Source organism: Catenovulum sediminis (assembly GCF_007289895.1).
In the GTDB taxonomy this organism is placed as follows: Bacteria; Pseudomonadota; Gammaproteobacteria; order Enterobacterales; family Alteromonadaceae; genus Catenovulum; species Catenovulum sediminis.
In genome coordinates, this window is record NZ_CP041660.1 from 1,553,025 (window position 1) to 1,579,505 (window position 26,481).

The 26,481-nt window shown below is 39.8% G+C and carries 25 protein-coding genes; 11 read left to right on the top strand and 14 right to left on the bottom strand.

The window, feature by feature from the left end:
• The first annotated feature begins 63 nt into the window (after positions 1-63).
• The gene (locus FNT16_RS06300; protein WP_143870739.1) at positions 64-1,143 is read left to right on the top strand and encodes a porin; all 1,080 of its coding nucleotides are present in this window, start codon (positions 64-66) and stop codon (positions 1,141-1,143) included.
• A gap of 133 nt (positions 1,144-1,276) precedes the next feature.
• A complete protein-coding gene (locus tag FNT16_RS06305) occupies positions 1,277-2,893 on the top strand; it encodes a BCCT family transporter (protein ID WP_185976709.1) in 1,617 nt (538 codons plus the stop codon).
• A gap of 114 nt (positions 2,894-3,007) precedes the next feature.
• Here FNT16_RS06305 and FNT16_RS06310 read toward each other — a convergent pair whose 3' ends face one another.
• Positions 3,008-3,586, bottom strand: coding sequence for an LPP20 family lipoprotein (locus FNT16_RS06310; RefSeq protein WP_143870741.1), 579 nt, complete (start codon positions 3,584-3,586; stop codon positions 3,008-3,010).
• A 224-nt stretch (positions 3,587-3,810) separates the two neighbouring features.
• Between FNT16_RS06310 and FNT16_RS06315 the strand changes: the two genes are divergently transcribed.
• Genes FNT16_RS06315 through FNT16_RS06335 form a run of 5 tightly spaced genes read left to right on the top strand, consistent with a single transcriptional unit; the run spans position 3,811 to position 8,775 of the window.
• On the top strand, positions 3,811-4,725 hold the full coding sequence (locus FNT16_RS06315) for an LPP20 family lipoprotein (RefSeq protein WP_143870742.1): 915 nt from the start codon (positions 3,811-3,813) through the stop codon (positions 4,723-4,725).
• 4 nt (positions 4,726-4,729) lie between these two features.
• Positions 4,730-5,596: a hypothetical protein gene (locus FNT16_RS06320; RefSeq protein WP_143870744.1), complete on the top strand. Its 867-nt coding sequence runs from the start codon at positions 4,730-4,732 to the stop codon at positions 5,594-5,596.
• Complete coding sequence (locus FNT16_RS06325) at positions 5,593-6,732, top strand: hypothetical protein (protein WP_143870745.1); 1,140 nt, start codon at positions 5,593-5,595, stop codon at positions 6,730-6,732. Before FNT16_RS06320 ends, FNT16_RS06325 begins: the two co-directional genes overlap by 4 nt.
• Position 6,733: 1 nt before the next feature.
• Positions 6,734-7,849: a hypothetical protein gene (locus FNT16_RS06330; RefSeq protein ID WP_143870747.1), complete on the top strand. Its 1,116-nt coding sequence runs from the start codon at positions 6,734-6,736 to the stop codon at positions 7,847-7,849.
• Between the two features lie 41 nt (positions 7,850-7,890).
• Positions 7,891-8,775: a hypothetical protein gene (locus FNT16_RS06335; RefSeq protein ID WP_143870749.1), complete on the top strand. Its 885-nt coding sequence runs from the start codon at positions 7,891-7,893 to the stop codon at positions 8,773-8,775.
• A gap of 158 nt (positions 8,776-8,933) precedes the next feature.
• Here the strand turns inward: FNT16_RS06335 and FNT16_RS06340 are convergent, their stop codons facing one another.
• From FNT16_RS06340 to mnmG, 13 genes are all read right to left on the bottom strand, one after another.
• Positions 8,934-9,356 carry a F0F1 ATP synthase subunit epsilon gene (locus FNT16_RS06340; protein WP_143870750.1) on the bottom strand — a complete coding sequence of 141 codons (423 nt, stop codon included), beginning with the start codon at positions 9,354-9,356 and terminating at the stop codon, positions 8,934-8,936.
• A gap of 18 nt (positions 9,357-9,374) precedes the next feature.
• Positions 9,375-10,760, bottom strand: coding sequence for a F0F1 ATP synthase subunit beta (atpD, locus tag FNT16_RS06345; RefSeq protein WP_143870752.1), 1,386 nt, complete (start codon positions 10,758-10,760; stop codon positions 9,375-9,377).
• Positions 10,761-10,792: 32 nt separating this feature from the next.
• A complete protein-coding gene (gene atpG, locus FNT16_RS06350; protein WP_143870753.1) occupies positions 10,793-11,653 on the bottom strand; it encodes a F0F1 ATP synthase subunit gamma in 861 nt (286 codons plus the stop codon).
• Between the two features lie 43 nt (positions 11,654-11,696).
• The gene (gene atpA / locus FNT16_RS06355) at positions 11,697-13,238 is read right to left on the bottom strand and encodes a F0F1 ATP synthase subunit alpha (RefSeq protein WP_143870755.1); all 1,542 of its coding nucleotides are present in this window, start codon (positions 13,236-13,238) and stop codon (positions 11,697-11,699) included.
• 12 nt (positions 13,239-13,250) lie between these two features.
• Positions 13,251-13,784: a F0F1 ATP synthase subunit delta gene (gene atpH / locus FNT16_RS06360; protein ID WP_143870756.1), complete on the bottom strand. Its 534-nt coding sequence runs from the start codon at positions 13,782-13,784 to the stop codon at positions 13,251-13,253.
• A gap of 12 nt (positions 13,785-13,796) precedes the next feature.
• Positions 13,797-14,267, bottom strand: a complete 471-nt coding sequence (gene atpF / locus FNT16_RS06365) for a F0F1 ATP synthase subunit B (RefSeq protein WP_143870757.1) — start codon at positions 14,265-14,267, stop codon at positions 13,797-13,799.
• Positions 14,268-14,322: 55 nt separating this feature from the next.
• Complete coding sequence (gene atpE, locus FNT16_RS06370) at positions 14,323-14,544, bottom strand: F0F1 ATP synthase subunit C (RefSeq protein ID WP_016954710.1); 222 nt, start codon at positions 14,542-14,544, stop codon at positions 14,323-14,325.
• A gap of 49 nt (positions 14,545-14,593) precedes the next feature.
• A complete protein-coding gene (gene atpB / locus FNT16_RS06375) occupies positions 14,594-15,445 on the bottom strand; it encodes a F0F1 ATP synthase subunit A (RefSeq protein ID WP_143870758.1) in 852 nt (283 codons plus the stop codon).
• Positions 15,429-15,872 (bottom strand): ATP synthase subunit I, encoded by a 444-nt coding sequence (locus FNT16_RS06380; protein ID WP_246072400.1) that lies wholly within the window; start codon positions 15,870-15,872, stop codon positions 15,429-15,431. Before FNT16_RS06380 ends, atpB begins: the two co-directional genes overlap by 17 nt.
• A 144-nt stretch (positions 15,873-16,016) precedes the next feature.
• The gene (locus FNT16_RS06385) at positions 16,017-16,913 is read right to left on the bottom strand and encodes a ParB/RepB/Spo0J family partition protein (protein ID WP_143870759.1); all 897 of its coding nucleotides are present in this window, start codon (positions 16,911-16,913) and stop codon (positions 16,017-16,019) included.
• 18 nt (positions 16,914-16,931) lie between these two features.
• A complete protein-coding gene (locus FNT16_RS06390) occupies positions 16,932-17,720 on the bottom strand; it encodes a ParA family protein (RefSeq protein ID WP_143870760.1) in 789 nt (262 codons plus the stop codon).
• Between the two features lie 7 nt (positions 17,721-17,727).
• Positions 17,728-18,369 (bottom strand): 16S rRNA (guanine(527)-N(7))-methyltransferase RsmG, encoded by a 642-nt coding sequence (rsmG, locus tag FNT16_RS06395; protein WP_143870762.1) that lies wholly within the window; start codon positions 18,367-18,369, stop codon positions 17,728-17,730.
• Positions 18,369-20,261 carry a tRNA uridine-5-carboxymethylaminomethyl(34) synthesis enzyme MnmG gene (gene mnmG, locus FNT16_RS06400; protein ID WP_143870764.1) on the bottom strand — a complete coding sequence of 631 codons (1,893 nt, stop codon included), beginning with the start codon at positions 20,259-20,261 and terminating at the stop codon, positions 18,369-18,371. Before mnmG ends, rsmG begins: the two co-directional genes overlap by 1 nt.
• 629 nt (positions 20,262-20,890) lie before the next feature.
• Between mnmG and hemH the strand changes: the two genes are divergently transcribed.
• From hemH to FNT16_RS20740, 4 genes are all read left to right on the top strand, one after another.
• Entirely contained in the window at positions 20,891-21,976 is a 1,086-nt protein-coding gene (gene hemH / locus FNT16_RS06405) for a ferrochelatase (RefSeq protein WP_143870766.1), read from the top strand.
• Between the two features lie 160 nt (positions 21,977-22,136).
• Complete coding sequence (locus FNT16_RS06410; RefSeq protein WP_143870768.1) at positions 22,137-23,483, top strand: MATE family efflux transporter; 1,347 nt, start codon at positions 22,137-22,139, stop codon at positions 23,481-23,483.
• Positions 23,484-23,575: 92 nt separating this feature from the next.
• Positions 23,576-24,955 carry a DEAD/DEAH box helicase gene (locus FNT16_RS06415; RefSeq protein WP_143870770.1) on the top strand — a complete coding sequence of 460 codons (1,380 nt, stop codon included), beginning with the start codon at positions 23,576-23,578 and terminating at the stop codon, positions 24,953-24,955.
• Positions 24,956-25,388: 433 nt separating this feature from the next.
• Positions 25,389-26,471, top strand: coding sequence for a TonB-dependent receptor plug domain-containing protein (locus FNT16_RS20740; protein ID WP_246072402.1), 1,083 nt, complete (start codon positions 25,389-25,391; stop codon positions 26,469-26,471).
• Positions 26,472-26,481 lie beyond the last annotated feature (10 nt).

A 26,481-nucleotide genomic window follows, 5' to 3' on the forward strand; every position in this document is an offset into this window, starting at 1 on the left:
CTAGACTCATTAAAGCAACGTACTTGCTAAGAGGACTAAATTAAAAATTAGAGGAAAATCACAATGCGACATTGGCATTTTTTACTGATATTTCTAATATCCGGCAATACCTTGGCTTCAACAAGCTTATCCGGAGGCATTTGGTTTAATTACCGTTATGTTCACGATGGGAGCGAGAGCGCAACAGAACGAGACAAAGATACGTTAGGCGACTTAAGCGATGAAGCTCTAATTCTGTATGTTGATGACCAACAAGAAAACAGACCTTGGTCAGCTTCTGCTGAGCTCCGAATAGGTCCGGGATCATTTACCGATAAAACAAATAACTCTACCGGTGATAACTTCACCTTACACAAAGCTTGGATTAAGTATCAGTTCAACGAAAAAGGCGCTTTGTACTTAGGCAAAAGCCAAGTACCATTTGGCTGGAAAACAGTTAACTTTTGGCCCGGGGATATGCTGCACGGTGGTTATGGCGACCAAATGGATGTCGGGATAAAATACAGCGCACAACAAGCTGCATTCAATTACAACCTCGCCTACTACCATGCAGACGACTGGGGTGAAACGAGCACAGATACAGTGGACGATAATGGACACTGGGGCTCTTCTACCACTTATCGCAAAATTAAAACTTTAGTCGGTGATATTAGCTACCAAATGTCAAAGCCGCATACCATTGGACTTTCCGTTCAATCGGGCAAATTACAAGATTTAAGCGCACAAGTGCAGGCAAACGATTCAGTCACCGGAAAACACAACGCCATTGCTTTATACTATCGCGCTACTTTCGATAAATTCTATGCCAAAATGCAGATCTTTACGACACAAAGAACTTTGCCTCATGCATACCAAATGAGCGCGTCAATACCCGCAGAAACTAAGACTCAACGAGCAGCACTTGAGTTGGGTTACACTTACAAAAAATGGTTTATGTACCTCAATGCAAGTTGGGCCAAATCAAAAACAGTTGGCAATGATATCGGCTCAGTAAGTGCCTTTGCACCTGGGGTCAGCTATAACTATGGACCGGGTTGGTTTTATTTAGAGTATCTCTCGCAAAACGGTTATGTAGATGCTCATGGTGACATTGGCAAAGGCGATTTTAGTGCACTGTATGCGTCGGTTGATTATTATTTTTAATAATTGCAACACCATCATTTAACAAACACATATGTATTAGCGGCTTTATTCGCTAAGCAAAAAGCGCTTACCGATACCGATAGGCGCTATGCATTACCCAAGCGATATTCGCTTGAACAAACGGAGAAATTTAATGAACCGTGCAACCTTACGCGAACTGCGTAAAGAATATGAAACTGACTTTGAGCTTGGTCAAGATAATATCGAGATCTTGGGTCTTGATATTCACAACCCTGTGTTTTTTGTCAGCGCCCTGCTGATTTTAACTTTTATTGGCTCAACCTTATTGTTTCCAGAGCAAGCCAACACACTCTTAACCGATACTAAAAACTGGTGCATCACACATTTTGATTGGCTCTTTATGGCTGGAGGCAATATTTTTGTATTGTTTGGCTTGGCACTAATCATATTACCTGTTGGAAAAATCAAACTGGGCGGAGAACAGGCCAAACCTGAATTTAGCACCTTATCTTGGTTGGCAATGCTGTTTGCTGCCGGCATGGGTATCGGTCTGATGTTTTGGAGTGTCTCAGAACCACTGGCCTACTACACAAACTGGTATGGCACACCTTTAAATGTAACGGCGAATACTGTCGCTGCTGAAAAAATGGCAATGGGCGCAACCATGTATCATTGGGGGATACATCCTTGGGCAATCTACGGCATAGTTGCACTCTCACTGGCGTTTTTTACCTATAGCAAAGGGCTGCCACTGACTATTCGCTCAACTTTTTATCCGTTGCTCGGTGAGAAAATTTGGGGCTGGCCTGGACATTTAATTGATACATTAGCCGTGCTGGCAACAATATTTGGGCTTGCAACCTCATTAGGTTTAGGCGCCAAACAAGCGGCCAGCGGTTTTAATTTTCTGTTTGATATATCCGCTGGTTTAAACACACAAATCGCCATAATTACAGGCGTAACTATGGTTGCAGTAATATCTGTGGTAAGAGGATTAGACGGTGGTGTTAAAGTACTCAGCAATACCAATATGCTACTCGCATTGCTGTTATTGCTGTTTGTCTTACTGGCGGGTCCAACTTTAGAATTGTTTGGTTGGATGGTTACCACAACCGGTAGTTATATAGAAAACATAGTGCCACTGAGCAATTGGGTAGATCGCGCCGACCAAGAATGGTTGCACGGTTGGACGGTATTCTACTGGGCATGGTGGATTTCTTGGTCACCTTTTGTCGGAATGTTTATCGCCAGAATTTCTAAAGGTAGAACAATACGCGAGTTTATGATTGCCGTGTTACTGGTACCCATGATCATCACCATCATTTGGATGGGTACATTTGGTGGCTCAGCTATACAACAAGCAAAGGATAATATTGGTGAATTAGGTGCTGGCATTTCATCGGTATCCTTAACCTTATTTCAGATGTTAGAACAGTTACCATTTGCTCATTTAACCTCGTTTTTAGCAATTGTCTTAATATTAGTGTTTTTTGTAACCTCATCAGATTCTGGTTCACTGGTTATTGACAGCATTACCTCAGGCGGAAAAATCGATGCGCCAGTTCCACAACGTATATTTTGGGCAATATTGGAAGGTTTAATTGCAATCACATTATTATGGGGAGGTGGTAAAGCAGCATTAAGTGCACTTCAAGCTGGTGCGATTTCTACGGGTTTACCTTTTACCATCATTTTACTTTTAATGTGTGTGAGCCTATATAAAGGGCTAAAGCATGAACTTTCTGTAAATAAGGTCAAAAAAGAGATAAAAATTAAAGAGCAAGCATAATTGCTTGCGCTTTAATTAGGCGAACGATCAGCTTGGACTTGGAATTATTATAAGCAAGATGGCAACATCAGTGTATAGCGTCACATCATCATGATGTGACGTCAATCCTAGTGCCTAGTTGGTTAAACGCTCAATTTCAGCAGCAAGATCTTGCTCTGCTTTATACGCTTTAAATTCCTGATATAAGAATTTTTGATCTTGGGGATTAATTTTGCGTTCACTCTTAGTAATCAAAGTTTCAAGTAATTGCTGTGTCGCGCCCGGATTTAATTCCATTTTTGAGCAAACGTGATCTTTACCGGCAATATTAACAATATCGGTTTTCACAACACGTGCACCGTTTAACGTTTGTTTACTCACCTGTTTAGAGACTGAGCTAAACGTTGTACCTACAGTAGACTCATCATTTGAATCAGTTCGGTTGCTGTACGTTTTATCTAACGCTTCGACTCGCGTTTCAATTTGTTGCGCTAATGCAACACGACTATTCGCCGCTGCCATTTTTGAATCGACTGATAAATTCCCAGTAAATCGCACACAATCAGTTGCAGCAATACCGTCTTCTGCATACGGGTTGAGTACCCAATCAGGAATGTTAGAAGCAACTGGAGAAGAGTTGCCAGATTGAGTGGAACCACAGGCAGCTAAAACACTTACCACACCACTGATTAATATTAATTTAGTTGGGTTCATATATAGTCCTTAACCATTACCAGCTAACATTGAGGAGATCCTCGTTAAATTAAATTATACACAGAAAATTGACAATTCAGTGCAACTTCAACAAGAATGTCTAATAATTACGCTATAGTAAAGTAATAAATATACAGATATACACTTGTCTGTGCGTCATTTATCATTTTTAATAGAGTCTTTGGTGATATTTCACTTTTGAACTGAAACATGAGGCAACCGGGATGCGATTTTTTGTGCTGTGGATAAGCTTGAGTATACTGATGCCAATAACGGCCTGTGCCACGTTACCGACCTTTTTTAGGCAACCACCGGCAGATACACAAGTTTATTTATACACAGTAGGGATTGGTGACAATAAAAATGCAGCAATGGAAGATGCATTATCTCGTTTGAGTTTACGATTAAGCTCAGATATTGAAGCCAGTGTGCATAGCATGATAAATACTCAACGAGATGAATATAAAAGCGAAACACAAAGTGCGTTATACCAACAAACACATCAACTCGCCCGGCCTTTTACCTTCAATAATTATCAAATCGCCCGTTATGAACAAATCAAAGGCCAACATTATGTATTAATTCATGTGCATAAACCGAGTTTTTTGGCCGATATTGAGCAAACCGCACTGAATCTATTAAACCCATTATTGATCGCACAACAAAAATACCAACAACAAGATAATCAAGCTGAACTGGCGCTCAGTCAATTCGCTCTGCGCAAGTACCAAAATCAACTATTCAAAGACGCAGCTTTGTTAGACGCTTTTAATTATCCACATCAAATAAAACAGCGCTATTCACAAGCGCTAAATACAGCCATTAGTGCAGCAAACCAATTTAACTACCAATTGATATTGCCCGAAGAGCTATCCTTTTTAAAAAGCGCATTATATCCCTTTCACTCCCCAATAGGTTTTAGTAGTAATGACAAACTGTTAACTGTTTTTATCACTGGCGCTATTATTGAAAGTGCTGAGCAGAGTCAAGCTGCTAGAAAATTAAGTTTGCAATACCACTGGTTAACACCACAAGGGAAAATGATGTTATTGGGCCACCCCATTGAAGTTCATGCCATAGGCAGCCAACAAGACAAGCTAAATAGCTTGTTAGTAGAAGAACTAAAAAACAAGGTATAACAAAATGCGATATGTAAAATGGATGATTACCCCGTGCTTCCCGTTGCTGCTGTTGACCGGTTGTAAAACAACAGATATGCAAGGCTTTAGTGATAGCTTAAATCAAATCGGCACAAATTTAGTTAAAGCAGCTGCGGCGCAAAATAACAAAAATAAGAAAAAAAATACCAATGGACAAAATATGTCTTTGGCGGACACCCTAACGGGTATGACTTTACTACCCGAAGAGGAAGCACGAGCCTTATTAGACAAAAACTATCAAATTGTCAGCAATGAAGAATTTTCTACTCTGGATAGATCACAAAGACAATCGCGCTTACAAACCGATATAGAAACATTGGGGTTTGGCATAATTGATATCACCCCAACCTTTAATAAAGTGCAACACACAGCAATGGTTTACACCAAACAACAATTTGAACTGGTAGATACTTACAGCACGATTGCCGCCAACCACAGAGATGTACAATCATTTTTAAAAGCCAATGAAGGCAAATCAAAAGAAGAATTAGCAAAGGCGATAAAAGCTTTTGATAAAACAGCTAAAAACAATAGCCAAAAAATTGGTCCTAAATTAAAAGCATATGAAGCAGCTAACCAGAAAGTATTTAACGCAAATGCTGAACTAACTGCCGTTATAGCACTACAAGTAATTGAAATTGGCAGTGTATTAACCCGAAACCCAGATAAGTTTTTACAGGCTGAAGGGCTTAGCCTACTGGCAAACTTCTATAAGTTAGAAAAAGCCAGCTCGATACTCATGGATCGCCTTACCTTGGCTCAGCATGCCAATAGCATGATAGCGAATGACAAAGCAATTATTGATATCACCAAGCAAATTCAAGAAAAACAGAATCAGAGACGCAAATGAAGACGTTAAGATTATTGCTAGTATCTAGTTGTGCATTATTGTTAGCCAGTTGTGGAAGCACTGCAAAAATCGAATACCCAACACAACAAACCAATACAAAACCGGTCAGTAGCAAACAAAGCGAACTTGAGTACGCACGCACACCTTACGAGTTTACCGATGCAGATATTCAGGTACCGGCCTACTTTGATACTCAAGGGTTAAAATATTGCACCTTTGATCGCACAAACGAAGACAAACGCTGCCCACTACGAAAACCTACGGTACGTGTATATTTTGATAAAAACTTAGTGCAGGGTGAAACTGAAGAACAGCAAGCGTTAATCGCAATTAACAATCACCAAATTGAAATGATGTTAGAAAACCTAGTTTCTGGTATCAATCGTTTTCGAATTATCACCAAAGATGACGCAGTTATACAACAAGAAATTGAACGCCAATTAGCCGACAACGCTGCTGCTACAGCGCAGCGTATGGTAAACAACCGTAGCATTAGCCCAGACTTTATTTTAAAAGTGGATACACTAAAAGCAGCCGATCGCTTTTATGGCGAATACAATGGAGTTGCACAATATCGGGTTGAATTAACAGCAGCCGTACTAGACCCTTTTACCAGAGAAAAACTTCCAAGCCCAAGTATTGGTAAAATCAGGGTGGACTCACATAATGTGCGAACACATGACGAACTGGTATTTACCGAAGTCGCCGGCCGTTATTATTCAGGTTTTAATTACTCAGACACCAATAATGTACGTTCTGTCGTGTCAGATATGGTAAGTCGCGGATTGAGCATAATGGTTACGCGTTTATTAACAGAACTCCCAGCAACCGGCGAAGTTGTTGGTATTCGAGGCAACCAAATATCAATAGATAGAGGGCAAAACGCCGGTATTTTACCTAAAGAAACGATGATTGTTTTCGCTTATGAAGCAGGTTTCGTTGACCCAATCGGTGTTGCTGAAGTCAACCCATCAAAAAATTCATCGATCGGCCGGATCGTTAAATGGAAAAACTCAAACCTTGCCAAAAATATTATGGAATCTTCAAAAGACGGAATTTTCAGGCCGTCAAAACAACAGAAAATCTATGTGGTTTCAGTAGGCGCGCCAGCAGACTTTGTGGAAAACAGGCTATAAAATGACACGTTTAGGATTTCTTTTTATTTTAATACTTTCGGCTAATCTGCAGGCAAATACAATTACCCCTGTTGTAGAAGCTGATTCACTCACTTTAAAGCACAGCCTGTGCGAATATGGCCGTGGATTAACGGTCATAGAGACAATAAAAGAAAACCTAGATAAGCAAATTGTTAATTACTTAACAACAGATGCCAAAGCACAGCTAAGTCAGCACGTAGAGTCAGGTAGCCATTCTATTATTGCGGCTATCAATTTGGAAAAAAGCGCAGCGGCAATCGTCAGTGGTCAGATTAAACAAGTGTATCAAGATCCTTACCTACAAGGCAGTGAAACTTGCTTAGATGCAAGTGTAAAACTAACAGCCAACCTGCCTCAAAGTAATACAAACCATATTTGGCAATCACGACCAAGCTTAAATTTTGTCTATGCCAAAGGCAGTATAGAAGGCACTAACGAAGCTGCAATGCAGCAAGCCCAGCAAGTCGCTATAGCAGACGCTTTGCAGCAAAGCTTGAATTTGCTGACAAGCTCTGCACCACAAACTTTGGCTTTTTTAAACGCTCAGCAAATGCAAAAATTTAAACAAGCCGCTCATCAGAAATTAACAGCCGATTACAAATCATTATTAAATTCCTGGCGTGTATTAAACCAATATACAAAAGCAAACGTTAGTTACAGCCACCTGCTAATCTCAATTGATACCAAGACATTTGAAAGCAAATTATTTGATTTAATCAAGCTAATTACTGACACTCAAATATCTATCAAAAGTGACAATCTACAATTGTCCCAACAACTAAAGCAATTATTTACCAAACGAAAATTAAAAGTATCACCCAATAACAATGCACAACTGCAGCTTAACGCATCGGCAAAAATGATTAAGGTCAATAATGGTTATCAGGCTTCTATCGAAATAACGGCAAAAGATACACAAGGCCGCACCGTTATGAGCTGGCAAAACGATCCTGGGTTGTTAACTGTGTCAAATAACCGCCAACAAACGCTCAACCAACTATTGCTCGCACATCTCTCTGTACCGGATAATAGTGAGTATATAACCTCTCATATTGAAAGCGCAGTATTTGATATTGCACTTGGCCAATTCAACTAAGCTGTCTAAAACATCATGGTTAATTAAAACAAGGAATTATTATGAACACCACCAAATTAAAAAATTCAGTTAATAGACTCACCTTTTTAATTGCTGCTGGTTTGTTATCCACATCAAGTTTTTACAGCACAGCCAATGATTCCACCTATCAATCACTATTAGAAAACTTAAAAGAAAACTACATCGCCAGTCTAGCTACGCACAACCAACTGGACGCTTTTGCTGAAAAATATACAGCTTGCCAGCATCAAACCCAGCTTCATAATAAACAGTCACGTAATTTGCAGCGCCAACTGCAGCAACAGGAAAATATCTTAAACAGTGCAGCACCTGCCGCTGACAAACAATTTGCAGAGCTAGAACAAATGTCCTTACAGGACGAACGGAACAAACTAGAAGAAGACAGAGCATTGTGTGATCAGCTTGTCAATAACTATAAAACGATAGATCAAAAGCTATCAGCAGAAGCAGAGCTTTATCAAGATAAAGCCAATAAAGCACGACAAAAACTACTTAATTATTTGTTGGATAAAAAATCACTACAAGCTTCTACTGAAACGCGCAGTATTGAATACCCCTGCCCGACCCGCAACAAGTTGGCATGTAAAAATGAAGCCAAAGCCGCATTATTAAAAGAAATCAGCGAACAACGCAGTATGCAACTTACATCAGGCACTGTGATAAAAAATTACATGGTAGAAAGCGATACGGTTGCCATGCAAAGCCAAGCAGAATTTGACACAGTTAAGATTAATAAAGAGTCCTATCAAAAAACCAGCGAAGGCTTGGCATATCAAATGGAGATAACCGCGACCTTTAAATCAGAGTATGAAGGCGCTGAAAAATCAGTGGATAAAATACGCATTGAAACTGCCTTGAATCGCTATTTAAAAGATTTAGCGAAGAAGTTTAACGGCAAATCTTAGCGCGATGGCTTATTTACAACTTTACTTTGGGATATGTACTCTTCAGTTCTAGAGAAAATTAAGATTCAATGGTAGACGGACATTTTAAGATTTTTTTATTGGCAGCAAAAACAAAAAAACCGCGATAAACGCGGTTTTTTTTAAATTTGCCAGCAGAATTATTTGCGACGTTTTAGGTCTTCAATAATTCGAATCTGCGCGATCGCTTTTGCTAACTCGATTGCCGCTTCAGCATAGTCGAAGTTTGAGTTTGGATCTTTCATACGTTCATCAGCACGTTTTTTCGCTTCAAGTGCTGCTTGTTCATCTAGGTCTTCACCACGAACAGCAACATCAGCAAGAACGATAACACCAGTAGGCTGTACTTCTAAAATACCGCCCGACAAGTATATCAACTCTTCTTCACCAAACTGCTTGACCAGTCGCACCATACCCGGTTTTATTTGAGTCATTAAAGGCGCGTGGCCAGGCATAATACCTAGCTCACCTTCAATACCCGTAACACGGATAGATTCTACCAGACCGGAGAAGATTTTATCTTCGGCGCTGACCACATCTAATTGAGTTGTCATAGCTGCCATTCGTCACCTCCGCCTGAATTACAGATCTTTAGCTTTTTCTACAGCTTCTTCGATGGCACCAACCATGTAGAAAGCTTGCTCTGGTAAGTGATCATATTCACCCGCCAAAATAGCTTTAAATCCAGAAATAGTGTCTTTTAGTGGCACATAACGACCTGGAACGCTGTTAAATACTTCCGCTACGAAGAACGGTTGAGATAAGAAACGTTGGATTTTACGTGCACGAGCAACCACTAGTTTATCTTCTTCAGATAATTCGTCCATACCTAAGATTGCGATGATGTCTTTCAATTCTTTATAACGTTGAAGAACTGTTTGTACACCACGCGCAACTTCATAGTGTTCTTGACCAACAACGAGTGGGTCAAGCTGACGAGAAGTTGAATCTAATGGATCGATTGCTGGGTAAATACCCAAAGCTGCAATGTTTCGAGATAATACAACTGTCGCATCTAAGTGCGAGAAAGTCGTTGCTGGAGATGGATCCGTCAAGTCATCCGCAGGTACATATACTGCTTGGATAGACGTGATTGAACCTGTTTTAGTAGAGGTAATACGCTCTTGTAAAACACCCATTTCTTCAGCAAGTGTCGGTTGATAACCTACCGCTGAAGGCATACGACCTAACAATGCAGATACTTCGGTACCAGCAAGTGTGTAACGGTAGATGTTATCTACGAAAAATAATACGTCACGACCTTCGTCACGGAATTTTTCTGCGATAGTCAAACCTGTCAAAGCAACACGCAAACGGTTACCCGGTGGCTCGTTCATCTGACCGTATACCAAAGATACTTTATCTAGTACGTTTGAATCGTTCATCTCGTGATAGAAGTCATTACCCTCACGCGTACGCTCACCAACACCAGCGAATACAGAGAAACCACTGTGCTCGATAGCGATGTTACGGATAAGTTCCATCATGTTTACGGTTTTACCTACACCCGCACCACCGAACAAACCAACTTTACCACCTTTTGCAAATGGACATACTAAGTCGATTACTTTAACGCCCGTTTCTAACAGGTCGTTGCCGCCGGCTTGATCTTCATAACTCGGTGCTTCACGGTGAATAGACCAACGTTCTTCTTCACCAATAGGACCCGCTTCATCAATTGGGTTACCTAATACGTCCATGATACGGCCTAGTGTAGCAGTACCCACTGGAACCTTAACCGGTTCACCAGTACTAACCACTTTAAGGCCGCGACGTAAACCGTCAGACGAACCCATGGCGATACCGCGGACAACACCGCCGCCTAATTGCTGCTGAACTTCAATCGTCAGACCAGCAACATCACCTTCTTCAATTTTCAGCGCATCGTATACATGAGGTACAGAACCTTGTGGGAACTGTACGTCAACTACCGCACCGATGACTTGAACGACTTGACCTGAACTCATAGTCTTTCCTCTAAATCGTTTCGTGCTTGTATTTACACCGCAGCTGCACCAGCAACAATTTCACTCAACTCTTGAGTAATTGCCGCCTGACGCGCTTTGTTGTAAACCAATTGCAGTTCTTTAACCAGGTTATCTGCGTTATCGGTTGCGGCTTTCATTGCAACCATACGCGCTGCCATTTCAGAGGCAACATTTTCAACAACAGCCTGATATACCTGAGATTCAACATAGCGAACCAATAATTGATCTAAAATTTCTTTAGCATCGGGTTCGTAAATGTAATCCCACTTGTGTTTCAGTTCGGTTTCCTCTGCTTTTGGCAAAGGAAGAAGCTGATCGATCTTAGGTGTCTGAGTCATGGTGTTTACAAATTTATTGTAAACGACATATAAGCGGTCAATTTCACCACTTTCATATGCATCCAACATTACTTTTACAGAACCTATAATATCGGTTACCGAAGGTTTATCACCGAAACCGGACGATTGGCTAACAACTTTTCCACCAAAACTATTAAAGAAGGTAGTTGCTTTGTTACCAATAACAGCAAGGTCTATTTCAACATCTTGCTTGTGCCAATCACCATAGGCTTTAATAACTTGCTTAAACATATTCATATTTAAGCCGCCACATAAACCACGGTCGGTTGAAACCACAATGTAACCTACGCGCTTGATATCTCGCTCTTCCATATAAGGATGCTTATATTCAAGGCTAGCAAGCGCGATATGACCGATCATCTTGCGCATATTAGTTGCGTATGGACGTGATGCAGCCATGCGTTCTTGCGCTTTGCGCATTTTGCTTGCTGCAACCAATTCCATAGCGCTGGTAATTTTTTGAGTGTTCTGAACACTTCCAATTTTACCTTTTATCTCTTTAGCGCCGGCCATGTTTCTTCACTCCGATTAGTTTAATCGTTGACTCTAAAACTTATTACCAAGTTTGAGTCGCTTTGAAATTATCTAAAGCAGCTTTAAGTGCAGCTTCGATTTCTCCGTCATAAGCGCCAGAGGCATCGATTTTTGCCATTAAGTCAGCGTGCTCAGCTTTCATGTATGAGTGAAGTGCCGCTTCAAAATCAAGGATCTTGTCTAGTTCGAAACCTTTCAAATAACCTTTATCTGCAGCAAACAAAGACACTGCCATCAAACTAACACTTAAAGGACTGAATTGTTGCTGCTTCATGAGTTCAGTTACGGCCTGGCCGTGTTCTAACTGAGCACGTGTAGCTTCATCCAAGTCAGATGCGAATTGAGCGAAAGCTGCCAATTCACGATACTGTGCTAAAGCTAGACGTATACCACCACCTAACTTTTTAATGATTTTAGTTTGCGCTGCACCACCAACACGAGATACCGAAATACCAGCATTAATTGCCGGACGGATACCTGAGTTAAATAAGCCAGTTTCCAAGAAAATCTGACCATCTGTAATTGAAATTACGTTGGTAGGTACGAATGCAGAAACGTCACCCGCTTGAGTTTCGATAATTGGTAATGCTGTTAATGAACCAGTCTTACCTTTTACTTCACCTTTGGTGTACTTCTCTACATATTCTTCGTTTACTCGTGCTGCACGCTCAAGTAGACGTGAATGTAAATAGAATACATCACCTGGGTATGCTTCACGTCCTGGTGGACGACGCAACAATAATGACACCTGACGGTAAGCAACTGCTTGCTTAGACAAGTCATCATACACGATCAATGCATCTTGACCGCGGTCACGGAAATATTCACCCATGGTACAACCAGCATAAGGTGCTAAGTATTGTAATGCCGCAGACTCAGATGCGTTTGCTGCTACAATAATAGTATGTTCTAAAGCGCCGTGTTCTTCTAACTTACGAACAACGCTCGCCAAGGTAGACGCTTTTTGACCGATAGCAACATAGATACATTTAACACCAGAATCTTTCTGGTTGATGATAGCATCGATAGCCACAGCTGATTTACCAATCTGACGGTCACCGATGATAAGCTCACGCTGACCACGACCGATTGGAACCATTGAGTCGATAGCTTTATAACCTGTTTGCAAAGGCTCATCTACCGATTTACGGTCGATAACACCCGGTGCAATTTTTTCTACTGGTTCATAACCGTCTGCTTCAATAGGACCTTTACCATCGATAGGCGCGCCTAGTGTGTTCACTACACGACCTAATAACCCCGGACCTACTGGAACTTCTAATATACGGCCAGTACCTTTAACTTTAGTGCCTTCTTGTAGGTCAGCATATGGACCCATAACAACCGCACCAACAGAATCTCTTTCTAAGTTCAATGCGATAGCATAACGGCTACCTGGAAGCTCAATCATCTCACCTTGCATCACGTCTGCTAGACCGTGAATACGGATGATACCGTCAGTAACAGATACGATAGTACCTTCGTTACGAGCTTCACTGACAGTGTCGAACTTCTCAATACGTTTTTTGATTAGTTCTGCAATTTCAGTGGAATTCAGTTGCATGCTCTTATTCCCCTACGACTGCAAGCTTGTTGCTAGTCGATCCAATTTTCCGCGAACCGTGCTGTCTATTACCATATCACCGGCTTGAATTAACATTCCACCGACAATAGATTCATCTACACGACAATTCAGCTTAACTTTTTTGGCTAAACGTTTCTCTAACGATTGAACTAAGTTATCTTGTTGTTTAACAGATAACTCAACAGCCGAGACAACTGATACTTCAATTGTTTTCTCGTGCTCGTATTTTAGTTCAGAAAATAACGCAACCACTTCTGGTAATAAACTCAAACGATTATTTTCAGCCATGAGTTTGATCAAGTTTTGACCATTCTGGTCAAGCTGCTCTTCACAAACACCAACAAATATTTTGGCTGTTTCTTCTGTGTTAGGTGAGCTTTTCATCAATTGCTTGATGGTTTCATTTTTTGAAACTTCAGCTGCAAAAACTAACATAGAAAACCAGTTATCTATTGCGTTTTGCTCAACAGCATAATCAAACGCTGCTTTAGCGTATGGTCGGGCAACAGTTGTCAATTCAGACATAATAATTACCCCTTATAATTCCTCAACCAACTGGTCAAGGATATCAGCCTGCGCTTTAGCATCGATAGAGCGTGCAATAATTTTCTCTGCACCTGCAACTGCCAATATAGACACTTGCTTGCGTAAGTCTTCTCTTGCACGGTTACGTTCAGCTTCTAGTTCAGCTTGACCTAGCGCTAAAACCTTATCACTTTCAGCGCGTGCTTTATCAACAGCTTCTTCAAGGATAAGCGCTTCGCGTTTTTTAGCTTGCTCAATAATAGCTGCCGCTTCAGCTTTAGCTTCTTTCAACTTTTTGGTAGCTTCTTTTTTCGCTAACTCCAAGTCTTTTTCAGCTTGCTCTGATGCCGCTAAGCCTTCTGCAATTTGCTTTTGACGAGCTTCAATCGCACCGTTCAGCTGAGGCCAAACGTATTTCATTGTAAAAAATACAAATACAAAAAATGCTATCGATTCGCCAATTAGAGTTGCGTTGATATTCACAACGACCCCCTTAATAAATTATCAATGTTTAACAAAAATAAATACTTGAATAATCTTAAACACCGATAACAAATAGCATGTATAACGCGATACCAACACCGATCATAGCGATCGCATCGATAAGACCAGCTACGATAAACATTTTTACTTGTAATTGAGGTGCTAACTCAGGTTGGCGAGCAGAAGCTTCTAAGAATTTACCACCTAACAAACCGAAACCAAGTGCCGTACCTAGTGCACCTAGACCAATCAAAATTGCAACAGCGATTAGTGTCATTTTATTTCTCCAAAGATTTTAAAGTTAAAGTTAAAGTTAAAGTTAAAAATTAGTGATCTTCACTCATCATGCTTAAATAAACTATTGTTAGCATCATGAATATAAATGCTTGCAACGGAATAACTAATAAGTGGAATGCTGCCCATACAAAATGCACTGGTAATTGGTATAAACCAATTGTCGCAATTAGGATGAAGATCAGCTCAGCCGCGTATAAGTTACCGAATAAACGTAATGCTAAAGATACAGGCTTAGCAATTAACGCTATTGTTTCTAATATTAAATTAAACCAATACAACCAAGGTGTATTGAACGGGTGTGCATATAACTCTTTTAAGAACCCGCCAACGCCTTTGATTTTAATTCCGTAGAATATCATCAGCGCAAACACGCCAAACGAAAGTCCGAATGTCATGTTTAAGTCAGTCGTAGGTACAATTTTGTGATAAACATGAGATTGACCAGACTCAATTGTCTGCCAAGACTCACCGGCAATCAGTGAACTCAATGTCCCCACCCAATCAACTGGGATCCAGTCCATACAGTTAAGTAAAAATACCCACATAAAAATGGTAAGCGCAAGGGGGGCGATTAATTTACTATCACCATGGTAGGTATCTTTCACGCTTTTCCCAACAAACTCAACAATCATTTCGACTGCACACTGAAATTTGCCAGGAACACCTGTTGATGCCTTTTTCGCTACACTACGAAAACTTAATATGAACACTAAGCCTAAAATAATAGACCAAGCTAAAGTGTCTATATGCCAAGTCCAAAAACCAGCGTCACTACAAGCATAATTAAAAGACAGACCTTCGTCTGTAAAACACGCTTTGGCGTTGGTTAAGTGGTGTTGGATATAGCTCTGAGATGTCAGAGTATCACCATTTGCTGCCATTGTTGTTTCCCAATAAAGTTAAATGAAAAGAATTCGGTGCCAAAACATGCGCTACTAGCGCTAACGCAAAGCCTGAGAATACAAAACCGACTAAGAACAATTGAGATTTTAAAATGACAGCCAAAACTATGCTGGTCAAAATCAATTTAATTGAACAACCTCGATAAAATCGGCTCATGGTGGTTTTTAATTGTGTTGCCCCGGCGCTCGAAAATAAAAACATAGCTAAAACAATATTGGGCAAAATCCCACAGCAGCCACCTACGAACAAAGACAGAGCCGAGTTCTGGTTTTGTATTAATAAAACAGCCAAGCTTGCTACTACAACTGCTAAAAACTGAAAACCTATTATTTTACATGCGGTTATAAGTCCCGCTAAGGCCAGTTTATTCAAAATATAAAACTCGTTAAATTTGCTACTAAGCATTATTGTGCATACTAACGCACAAATCTGATGCAAAATTTGCGCTGAGTATACAGATTTATATCAGCTTTTCAATATAAACCCGACTGCAAATATGCTTTATTATACTCAAAAATGATCACAAAACTTCGCTAGGTTATCAGTCTGTTAAACTTGTTGCTTTAACCTTTCAACAATACCTTCAAGTGTATCTAAGTTAGCAAAATTTATAACCATTTTACCTTTGCCAGAACGGTTATGACTGATACTCACCGCAGAGCCAATTCGCTCTGAAAGCTCATTTTGCAGCGCTTCGATATCTGGATCGACCTTTTTTTCGGGTTTTTCAACGGGTCCTTGCAATAATTTGTTGACTAACTTTTCAGTTTCACGAACCGTTAAGCCTTTAGCCGCAACAACTCGCCCTGCTTCAATTTGCTGTTCACCTTCCAGTGCTAATAATGTTCTGGCATGGCCCATCTCGATATCGCCATGTTCTAGTAAAGTTTTTACTTCACTTTGCAACCCATTAAGGCGTAATAAATTAGTCACTGCGGTGCGGGATTTACCCACTGCATCTGCCACTTGTTGGTGCGTTAACGCAAATTCTGTCATTAATCTTTCTAATGCAACCGCTTCTTCCATTGCATTTAGGTCTTCCCGTTGAATATTTTCAATTAATGCAATAGCGACAGCAGCTTCATCAGGTATCTCCTTGACCAAACAGGGGATGACATCTAATTTTGCTAATTGACAGGCGCGCCAACGCCTTTCACCTGCAATAATTTCGTATTCATTTTCGCCTGTTTGTCTGACGACTATCGGTTGGATCACGCCTTGAGCTCGAATAGAACTTGCAAGTTCATCCAATGCTTCTGGTGACATATCTTTACGAGGTTGGTATTTACCCGGTTTTAAAAACTCAACCGGAATTTTTCTCAATTCGCCTTTTTGTTCGGCAGATTCTTGATTATTTTCCGTTTCAGTGTGTGTTTTTTGATTCGCACCGCTCGTTGCTAATAATGCGTCTAACCCTCTACCGAGTCCACGTTTTTTAACCGACATTAAATTTACCTGAATTTTTTATGCTACTTGTTTTGTTTTTTGTTTTTCTGAACGGCGAATCATTTCGCCCGCTAAAGCTAAATAGGCTTTTGCACCTGCGGATGATTTATCATAGTACATCACTGGGCTGCCAAAACTGGGCGCCTCAGCCAGTCGCACGTTTCTGGGGATTACGGTGCGATAAACTTTATCACCAAAGTGATTTTTTAATTGTTCTGAAACATCATTTGCTAATCGATTGCGCGGATCATACATGGTACGCAAAATACCTTCGATGGTTAATTCAGGATTAACCACTGAAGCTAATTTATTTATTGTATCCATCAATGCTGTCAAACCTTCTAATGCATAATATTCACACTGCATCGGAACCAAAACAGAGTCAGCTGCAGCCATTGCGTTAACGGTCAACATGTTGAGCGAAGGCGGGCAATCAATAATTATAAAATCATAATCTTTTCTATGATTGGCCAGCGCATTACGTAATTTCAATTCGCGCGCAAAACATTCCATCAATTTGATTTCAGCAGCTGTAACATCTGAATTTGCAGCCACAATATCAAACTTACCCGTGGTTTCAGTTTCAACGACTTCGTTTAGCGGTTTTTCTTCAATCAATAATTCATATGCGGTTGCAGGTGCTTCGTATTTATCAACGCCGCTCCCCATGGTCGCATTTCCTTGAGGATCAAGATCAATCAGCAATACTTTTCGTTTTGTTGCAGCCATCGAAGCGGCAAGATTAACCGCCGTGGTTGTTTTACCAACACCGCCTTTTTGGTTAGCTATTGCTATGATTTTACCCATGACAGACTCACTTTGATTTATCTAATTGAATATCCACTAAGTGACGCTCTTCTTCTAATCCAGGAACCTCGAGCTTCACGACTTTTTGAACTATAAATCCTTTTTCCAGTTTATCAATTTCTGCAGTCGGATAAACGCCTTTCATCGCAAAAAAATGACCATCTGGTTTAGCGACTAGATGTTGACACCAAGTCAGCATATCTTCAAGTGAAGCAAATGCTCGACTTAATACCCCATCAAAACCGCTAACATCTTGATATTCCTCTACTCTGCTTTGCACAGCAGTCACATTGGTTATACCTAATGCAAAAACAGTTTGTTGTATAAATCGAATTCGTTTCCCTAAACTATCCAATAACACAAACTGACTATCCGGCATCATAATGGCCAATGGCAAACCAGGTAATCCTGGGCCAGTTCCAACATCAATAAACCGTTTTTCTGGTGGTAAAGCTTTGACTAATGCGATGGAGTCAGCAATATGCCGGATCATCATGTCTTGGGGATTACGTACAGAAGTTAAATTATACGCCTTGTTCCACTTGTTCAATTGATTCACTAAATCAAGCAATTGTGATTTTTGTTGCGCGGATGCGTGAATGTCCAATTCACGCAAAATCCCCTCTAACTGGTTCTGCAATACTGACATTAAGCAGATTTCCTCAACAAACCTTGTTTTTTCAAGCAAACCAATAGCAATGAAACGGCGGCAGGCGTGACACCAGATATTCGAGACGCTTGACCTATTGTTTCTGGCTTAAATTCTTTCAACTTTGCTATCACTTCGTTTGATAATCCTGACACCTGACTATAGTCAAAATCAACTGGTAATCTTGTGTTTTCGTTACGCATGGTTCTTTCAATTTCGTCTTTTTGACGCTCGATATAACCTGCATATTTAACTTGAATTTCAACCTGTTGACCTGAAGCTTGGTCTTCTAACCCCGGACCGATACCTTCAATCTCCATAAGTTGACTATAGGTAATTTCGGGTCTACGCAGCAATTCTTCTAAACTATGTTCTCGCTGCAAAGGTGTTTTTGTAAGTTTGTTTACCTCTGCTAGCGCTGCATGTTTACTGTGCACCCAAGTACTTCTTAGGCGTTGTTTTTCAAGTTCAATATTTTCAATTTTATGATTAAAAAATGCCCATTGTTGATCGGTAATTAAACCAACCTGTCTACCCAACTCTGTTAATCGAATATCTGCGTTATCTTCTCGTAATAACAATCTATATTCAGCCCGGCTGGTAAACATTCTGTAGGGTTCTTTTGTACCTAGAGTTGTTAAATCATCAACCAGTACACCCAGATAGGCTTGATCTCGACGAATTATAAAACTGTCTTTTTCAAAGGCGGCTAACGCAGCATTTGTGCCGGCCAGTAACCCTTGTGCTCCAGCTTCTTCATAACCGGTCGTGCCGTTAATTTGCCCCGCAAAGAACAAACCTTGTATAAATTTAGTTTCAAGTGATTGTTTTAAATCACGAGGATCAAAAAAATCATACTCAATCGCATATCCAGGTCGGGTAATATGCGCATTTTCCATCCCTTTGATTGAATGCACCAATGCAACTTGAACATCAAATGGTAAACTGGTTGAAATACCGTTTGGATATAATTCGTGCGTATTGAGCCCTTCAGGTTCAATAAAAATTTGATGAGAATTTTTATCTGAAAATCGAACGATTTTATCTTCAATTGATGGACAATACCTTGGTCCAATACCTTCAATCACACCTGAATACATTGGCGATCTATCTAAACCACCACGAATAACTTCATGCGTTTTTTCATTTGTGTGCGTAATGTAACACGGAATTTGTGTTGGGTGATCACTGATTTTGCCCATAAACGAAAATACTGGCAATGGATTATCACCTGGTTGCTCTTGCATTAAGTCAAAATTAACACTGCGTGCATCAATGCGCGGCGGTGTCCCGGTTTTTAAGCGCCCCACTCGAAAGGGTAATTCACGCAATCGTTTTGCCAATGCAATTGACGGCGGATCACCCGCACGACCACCTGAATAATTCTCTAAACCGACATGAATTTGACCACCCAAAAAAGTACCGGTCGTCAGAACGACTGATTTTGCATAAAATTTTAAACCCATCTGAGTAACAACGCCAACAACCTTGTCTTGTTCAACAATCAGATCGTCACATGCTTGCTGAAATATTTTTAAATTGGGTTGATTTTCAAGTGATTCTCTTACTGCAGCGCGATAAAGTTGTCTATCGGCTTGAGCACGTGTCGCTCTTACAGCGGGTCCTTTACTTGAATTTAATGTTCGAAACTGAATACCTGCTTTGTCAGTTGCTTTAGCCATTAAACCACCTAAAGCATCCACTTCTTTGACTAAATGACCTTTTCCAATACCACCAATTGCAGGATTGCACGACATTTGACCAAGTGTCTCGATGTTGTGGGTCAATAATAGGGTTTTTGCACCTATCCGAGCTGATGCCATTGCAGCTTCAGTTCCAGCATGTCCACCACCAACAATTATTACGTCAAAATTTTGTTCAAAAGAATGCATATACACCTGTCTTTTTATGATTCCCGGAAAAAGGCCGGCTATTTTATCGGCAAACCTATTTTTTTGGAAATCAGTTTTATAAAAATATATATATTTATATATAGATCTTTACTGTTATTACTATTACTGAAGCTGTTTTCTGTGGGTAAGCACAAAAAAACGTTTATGATCAGAAATTTACACGTTGAATAATAAGTGATCATGATTTGATCAAACGTTGATCAACTTGATGATAAATGACTGTTTTATCCACATGCATGATCACCCCATGATCTTATCCCTGAGTTGATCAAAGTTTATCCGACTATTATACAACACTTATCCACATTGTGGATTTTTACAAACACCAAAAGTGGATAAGTTGTGATCAAGCATTGATCAAGCTTTGATCAACCTTTGATCAAATTCTGATCAGCCCCATGCTGGCTGAGATCTTAAACTTTGTTTATTTATTAATCGATCCTTATTTTACACTAAAAAGTGATTAAATAATAACCAGCGTGTTTTTATTTTTTTGCCTATCCAGATCTACAATTTATTTAATCGCTTATATAGAGGAGTATCTAATAATTAGTTGGTTTATACTTTGCCAATTTTCGGCATAGAAGCTTTTAATTGAGTGGTGATATATGTTTAAAAACACGATCGGATTTGAACACAAACAGCAGCCAAAAATTGGTGTTTTAATAACCAATTTAGGGACGCCTGACAAACCGGATGCTCGTTCATTGCGCAAATATTTAAAGCAATTTTTATCAGATCCTAGGGTCGTGGAAGTCCCAAGAGTTTTGTGGTGGTTTGTTTTAAACGGTATTATTTTAAATATTAGGCCGAAAAGAAGTGCTAAAGCTTATCAAACGGTGTGGAATGATAGAGGATCTCCGTTAATGTTTCACACTCATGACCAAGCCGAAAAACTAGCAAAGCGATTTAAAGATAGTGGACAAGAAAACATTATTGTAGATTTTGCAATGCGCTATGGCGAGCCCTCTATAACAAAGCGAATTGATGAAATGTTGGCTAAAGGGGTACGCAAATTGCTGGTCGTTCCTTTATATCCTCAATATTGTGCCGCAACTACCGCTTCAACTTTTGATGCAATCGCCAAAGACTTTGTTGAAAGAAGGTGGTTACCTGATTTCCGTTTTGTCAGTCATTACCATGATTTTCCTGATTATATTCACGCTGTGGCAAATAAAATTAAAGTGCACTGGCAGCAACATGGGCAAGCTGATAAATTGATTTTTTCGTATCATGGGGTACCAAAAAAATATCTAGATAAGGGAGATCCTTATCACTGTGAGTGTTATAAAACCAGTCGATTAATTGCTGAAGCATTAAATCTTTCTAATGATCAATACATAACTACTTTTCAAAGCCGGTTTGGTCGTGAAGAATGGTTAAAACCTTATACTGACGAAACTTTAAAAAGTTTACCTGCAAATGGTATTCAATCTGTGCAAGTCGTTTGTCCTGGCTTTAGTAGTGATTGTTTAGAAACGATTGAAGAGATAGGGGAAGAAAATCGAGATTATTTTATGCAGGCTGGCGGTCAGTCATATCAATATATTGAAGCTTTGAATAGTGATGAAGAACATATCAATATGATATATAAATTAGCGCTTAATCATCTTTCAGGTTGGGATTTATCTCAATATGATATAAATAAAACTGATCAAGAGTTTACTAAAGTATCCCAGAATAACACCATCTAGTGTAGCCGTTAACAATTTGTCTTATTGACATTAACAAGCCTAGTAGAGGTCGATCTTTTTTATATAATTGCTGGATTATTAATCAATTTTACTGTTTAATGCCCGCCCTTTGACATTTTAAAATGTTTCTTTGGTTTGATTGGCTATAAGTACAGGTTTTATGAAAAATACACAGCAAAACGCAAAACACTCTTTATTTGCTTTGACGTGGCCGTTGTTTATCGACTTTGCGTTACATTTTTTAACAGGCGCTTTAAATACCTTTATGATAGGACATGTCTCGTATCAAGGTGTTGCTTCTCTAGCGGTTGGTAATCAAGTTTTTCAGCTAGCCATTACTGTTTTTAGCTTTGTAACTATTGGTGCAAGTGTTGTTGTTACTCAATATCTAGGTTCCACTAACAAAGACGCCGCGCGTGCAGTTGTGTATTCTTCAATTGGCTTTAATATTCTTGTAGGTGCTGTTTCGGCTTTGGGTATTGTATTGGGTGCAGGTCAAATTTTGCATTTGATGAATTTACCAGAACATCTAATGACCGATGGTCGAATATATCTTCAGATTATCGGGCTATGTTTATTACCCGAAGCGATTGGCTTGTGTTTAGCTGCTACTATTCGAGCACATGGACATACCCAGCAAGCCATGTGGGTCACTTTGGCAATGAACATTATTACATTTTTCGGTAATTTATTGTTGTTGTACGGTTGGTTTGGTTTGCCCGAAATGGGCGTTGCGGGGGTTGCTATTAGTACAGCCGTTGGCCGCATAGTGGGGATGGTAATTTTGGCCTGGATGTTATTTAAATATACAGGTATTAAAATTTATTGGTCAGCAATTTTGAAGCCTCAAAAGCGGATGTTGGCTAAGATCTTTCATATTGGTCTGCCAGCAGCAGGTGAAAACCTTTCTTGGATGTTGCAGTTTATGGTTGTCACTTCTTTCGTTGCTTTAATGGGTGAAAAAGCATTAGCAGCACAAGCTTACTATTTTCAAATATGTACATTTATTTTGCTATTTAGTTTGTCTATTGGCCTAGCCAACGAAATTATTATTGGTCATATGGTGGGGGCAAAGGCAATTGAGCAGGCAAGAGTTCAATTGTTTCGCGCGTTAAAACTGGGTTTTATCGTGACCGCCGTTGTTGCAATATTGGCGTCGCTTAATGGTAAGTTTATTATTGGCGCGTTAACGGATGACAGTGAAATAATTGTCCTTGTCAGTCAGCTTTTTATTCTGACTTTATTTATGGAGCCGGGGCGAACCTTTAATTTAATTGTGATAAACGCACTTAGAGCGACGGGCGATGCTAGGTTCCCACTGTACGTCGGCATATTATCTATGTGGGGAATAGCAGTACCACTATCATATTTGTTCGGTATCTATTTAGATTTTGGTTTATTAGGTATATGGGCGGCGTTGGCGATTGATGAATGGACTCGAGGACTATTTATGTATTGGCGTTGGCGTAGTGGCCGATGGCAAAACAAATCTTTAGTGGCGGCCTGATTCAGGCTATTATATTACACGTAGTGATTATTCAAACCAAAAATAAAACCTACACGATGTAACATTCCTTCTTTTTAAATTTAAGAGCTTTCATGACAGATATTTTAGATGAGTCCTGTGGATTCGATACGCTGGGCTTATCTGCCCCCATTTTAAAAGCAATTCAAGAGCAAGGATATAACAAACCTTCGCCAATTCAGCAGCAAGCAATACCCGTTATATTAAAAAAGGGTGATGTCATGGCGGCTGCACAAACCGGTACCGGTAAAACGGCAGGTTTTACTTTGCCAATATTGCAGTTGTTATCAAAAGGGCAGAGTGCAAAAGGTAACCAAGTGCGTTGTTTGGTTTTAACACCAACACGCGAATTAGCGGCACAGGTTGCTGAAAGTGTCGAAACTTATGGTAAACATTTAAAACTTAAAAGCACGGTTGTTTTTGGTGGTGTCAAGATCAATCCGCAAATGCTTAAACTGCGTTCCGGCGTTGATATTTTGGTTGCGACACCTGGTCGTTTATTAGATTTATATCAACAAAACGCGGTGAAGTTCGATCAACTGGAGACATTTGTCTTAGATGAAGCTGACCGCATGTTAGATATGGGGTTTGTCCGGGATATCAAAAAAATTATTAGTTTGTTACCGAATAAGCGCCAGAATTTAATGTTTTCTGCCACTTTCTCTGACGAAATACGCCAACTCGCGAAAGGACTGATTAATAATCCGACTGAAATATCGGTTAGCCCGGCTAATAGCACGGCGCATGCTGTTGAACAGTGGTTACACCCGGTTGATAAAAGTAAAAAAGCCAACTTGTTGGTTAAATTGATTGAGCGGCATAAATGGCAACAAGCATTAGTCTTTACCCGTACTAAACATGGCGCTAACCGGTTAGCTAAAAAGCTTGATCACGATTTCATTAATGCTGCAGCAATACATGGTGATAAAAGTCAGGCGCAAAGAACAAAGGCACTGGCCGGATTTAAATCAGGTGATATTCGAATTCTAGTCGCGACTGATATTGCAGCCCGTGGATTGGATATCGATTTATTACCGCAAGTTGTTAATTTTGATTTACCGCATGTCGCTGAAGATTATGTACATAGAATTGGTCGCACCGGTCGAGCAGGCGCCAGTGGTCAGGCAATATCTTTAGTATGTGCAGAAGAATATAAACAACTGGTTGCAATTGAAAGGCTGATTGGCAACAAAGTCAAACGTGTAGAAGTGAACGGTTTTAACCCTACTGAAAATTTGCCCGAGACGTCTGATTCACCTAAACCACTGAAAGCCAAAAAACCGAAGAAAACAAAAAATAGAGCGCCTAGTACTGAATCTAATTCTCAATCGAAAAGCCGCAAACCAAATGGGCAAAATTCGAATAAATCCAAGGACAATACAACAAATAACAAACCTAGCGGTGCAAAAAAGCAAAGTTGGTGGGCAAAAAAGCGCGGTCAAAAAGCAGAATAGCTATAGATAGTTATTCGTAAACGAGGTTATCTTTTGTTTATTTTTTGAGTTTATGGGGGTAATCACCCCCTCTATTTTTTAACTATTCACGCATGTTCTAGTGGATATGGCCACTATAGTCTTATTACGGTTTTTATATTAATAAGACTTATCTATTTGTTTCCATCCTGTTTAAATCAATTTCAACACATAAATCCATCATAAATAGCATTTTTCGTCGTTTTTCAATATTAGTTTCTAAATATAACTAACAACCATCTGTTTGTTATTCTTCATAAAAAATTATCAATCAGTTGCCAATCTAATACAAATTTCAATAAACCTATTTACAAATCATTATAACTATTCAATAGTAATACTATATGTTTGTATGTTTTAATGCCGACTATAAGTTTTTAGATAAATGATGTTTAAGTATTTTTTGGGAGTGAGTATGTTTAATAAAAAGCTGTTAACTACGTCAATCGCGATGACGTTAGCATGGCAAGGGCAAAGTTTTGCACAGGAAAGCACTGACGATACAGAAATCATTGTTGTACGCGGTGTCAAAGGAAGTGTTATTTCTGCACAAAATTTTAAAATGGAAGCTCAAGATATTACTGATTCAATCGTGGCGGAAGATATTGGTAAGCTGCCTGATAACTCTGTAGCAGCGGCATTGCAACGTGTAACTGGTGTACAAATCACCCGTGAAAATGGTGAAGCAAGTCAAGTTTTAGTCAGAGGCTTGCCCAATATTGTTACGACAATGAATGGGCGTAATATCTTCACGACCACTGGCCGAGGGATGGCGCTTGCAGATATTCCAGCCGATCTTTTATATAAAGTTGACGTAAAGAAATCTTCCAGCGCAAGTGATATTGAAGGTGGTATTGCAGGTTTAATTGATGTGCAATTACGTAAGCCATTTGATTTTGATGAGGGGTTTACATTAGCTGGCGGTTTACGGGCTGAATATAGTGATAAAGCAAAAGCCTGGAATCCAATTGGCAGTCTTACCGTTAATAATATTTGGAACAATAATGCAGGCCAGTTTGGTGTTATGGCGAGTTTATCTCATCAGTCTCGTGATTTTATGGATCAGGTCAATTTTGTAACATCGCCTGTTGTCTTACCAGAGACTGTGGTCAACAATTCTTTATCAGTTTCTCCTAATATTGAAGGTCAAAACTCGATCGCGCCGGGCATTATTGGCGGGTATTTCCGCTACGGTGATAGAAGGCGAGACTCTGGTAATTTTGCTCTACAATGGGCGCCAGACGATCATACAAGTTATTATGCAGAAGCTTTTTTTGTTAACTACGAACAAGACTCTCAGTTAAATTTCTGGGTTCCTCTACCTAACTGGGGAAACTGGGGTAATGGTTATGTCTCAGAATATAAAGAAGGCACCAATATTGCTAAGTCTATGATTCGTCCGGATGCGCCAGGTACGATTACTAGTAATCAATCGTTTGCCAATACATCAGATACTTATCAATTAGCAATCGGGGGAATTGGAATTTTGACGCCTTAACGGTAACCTC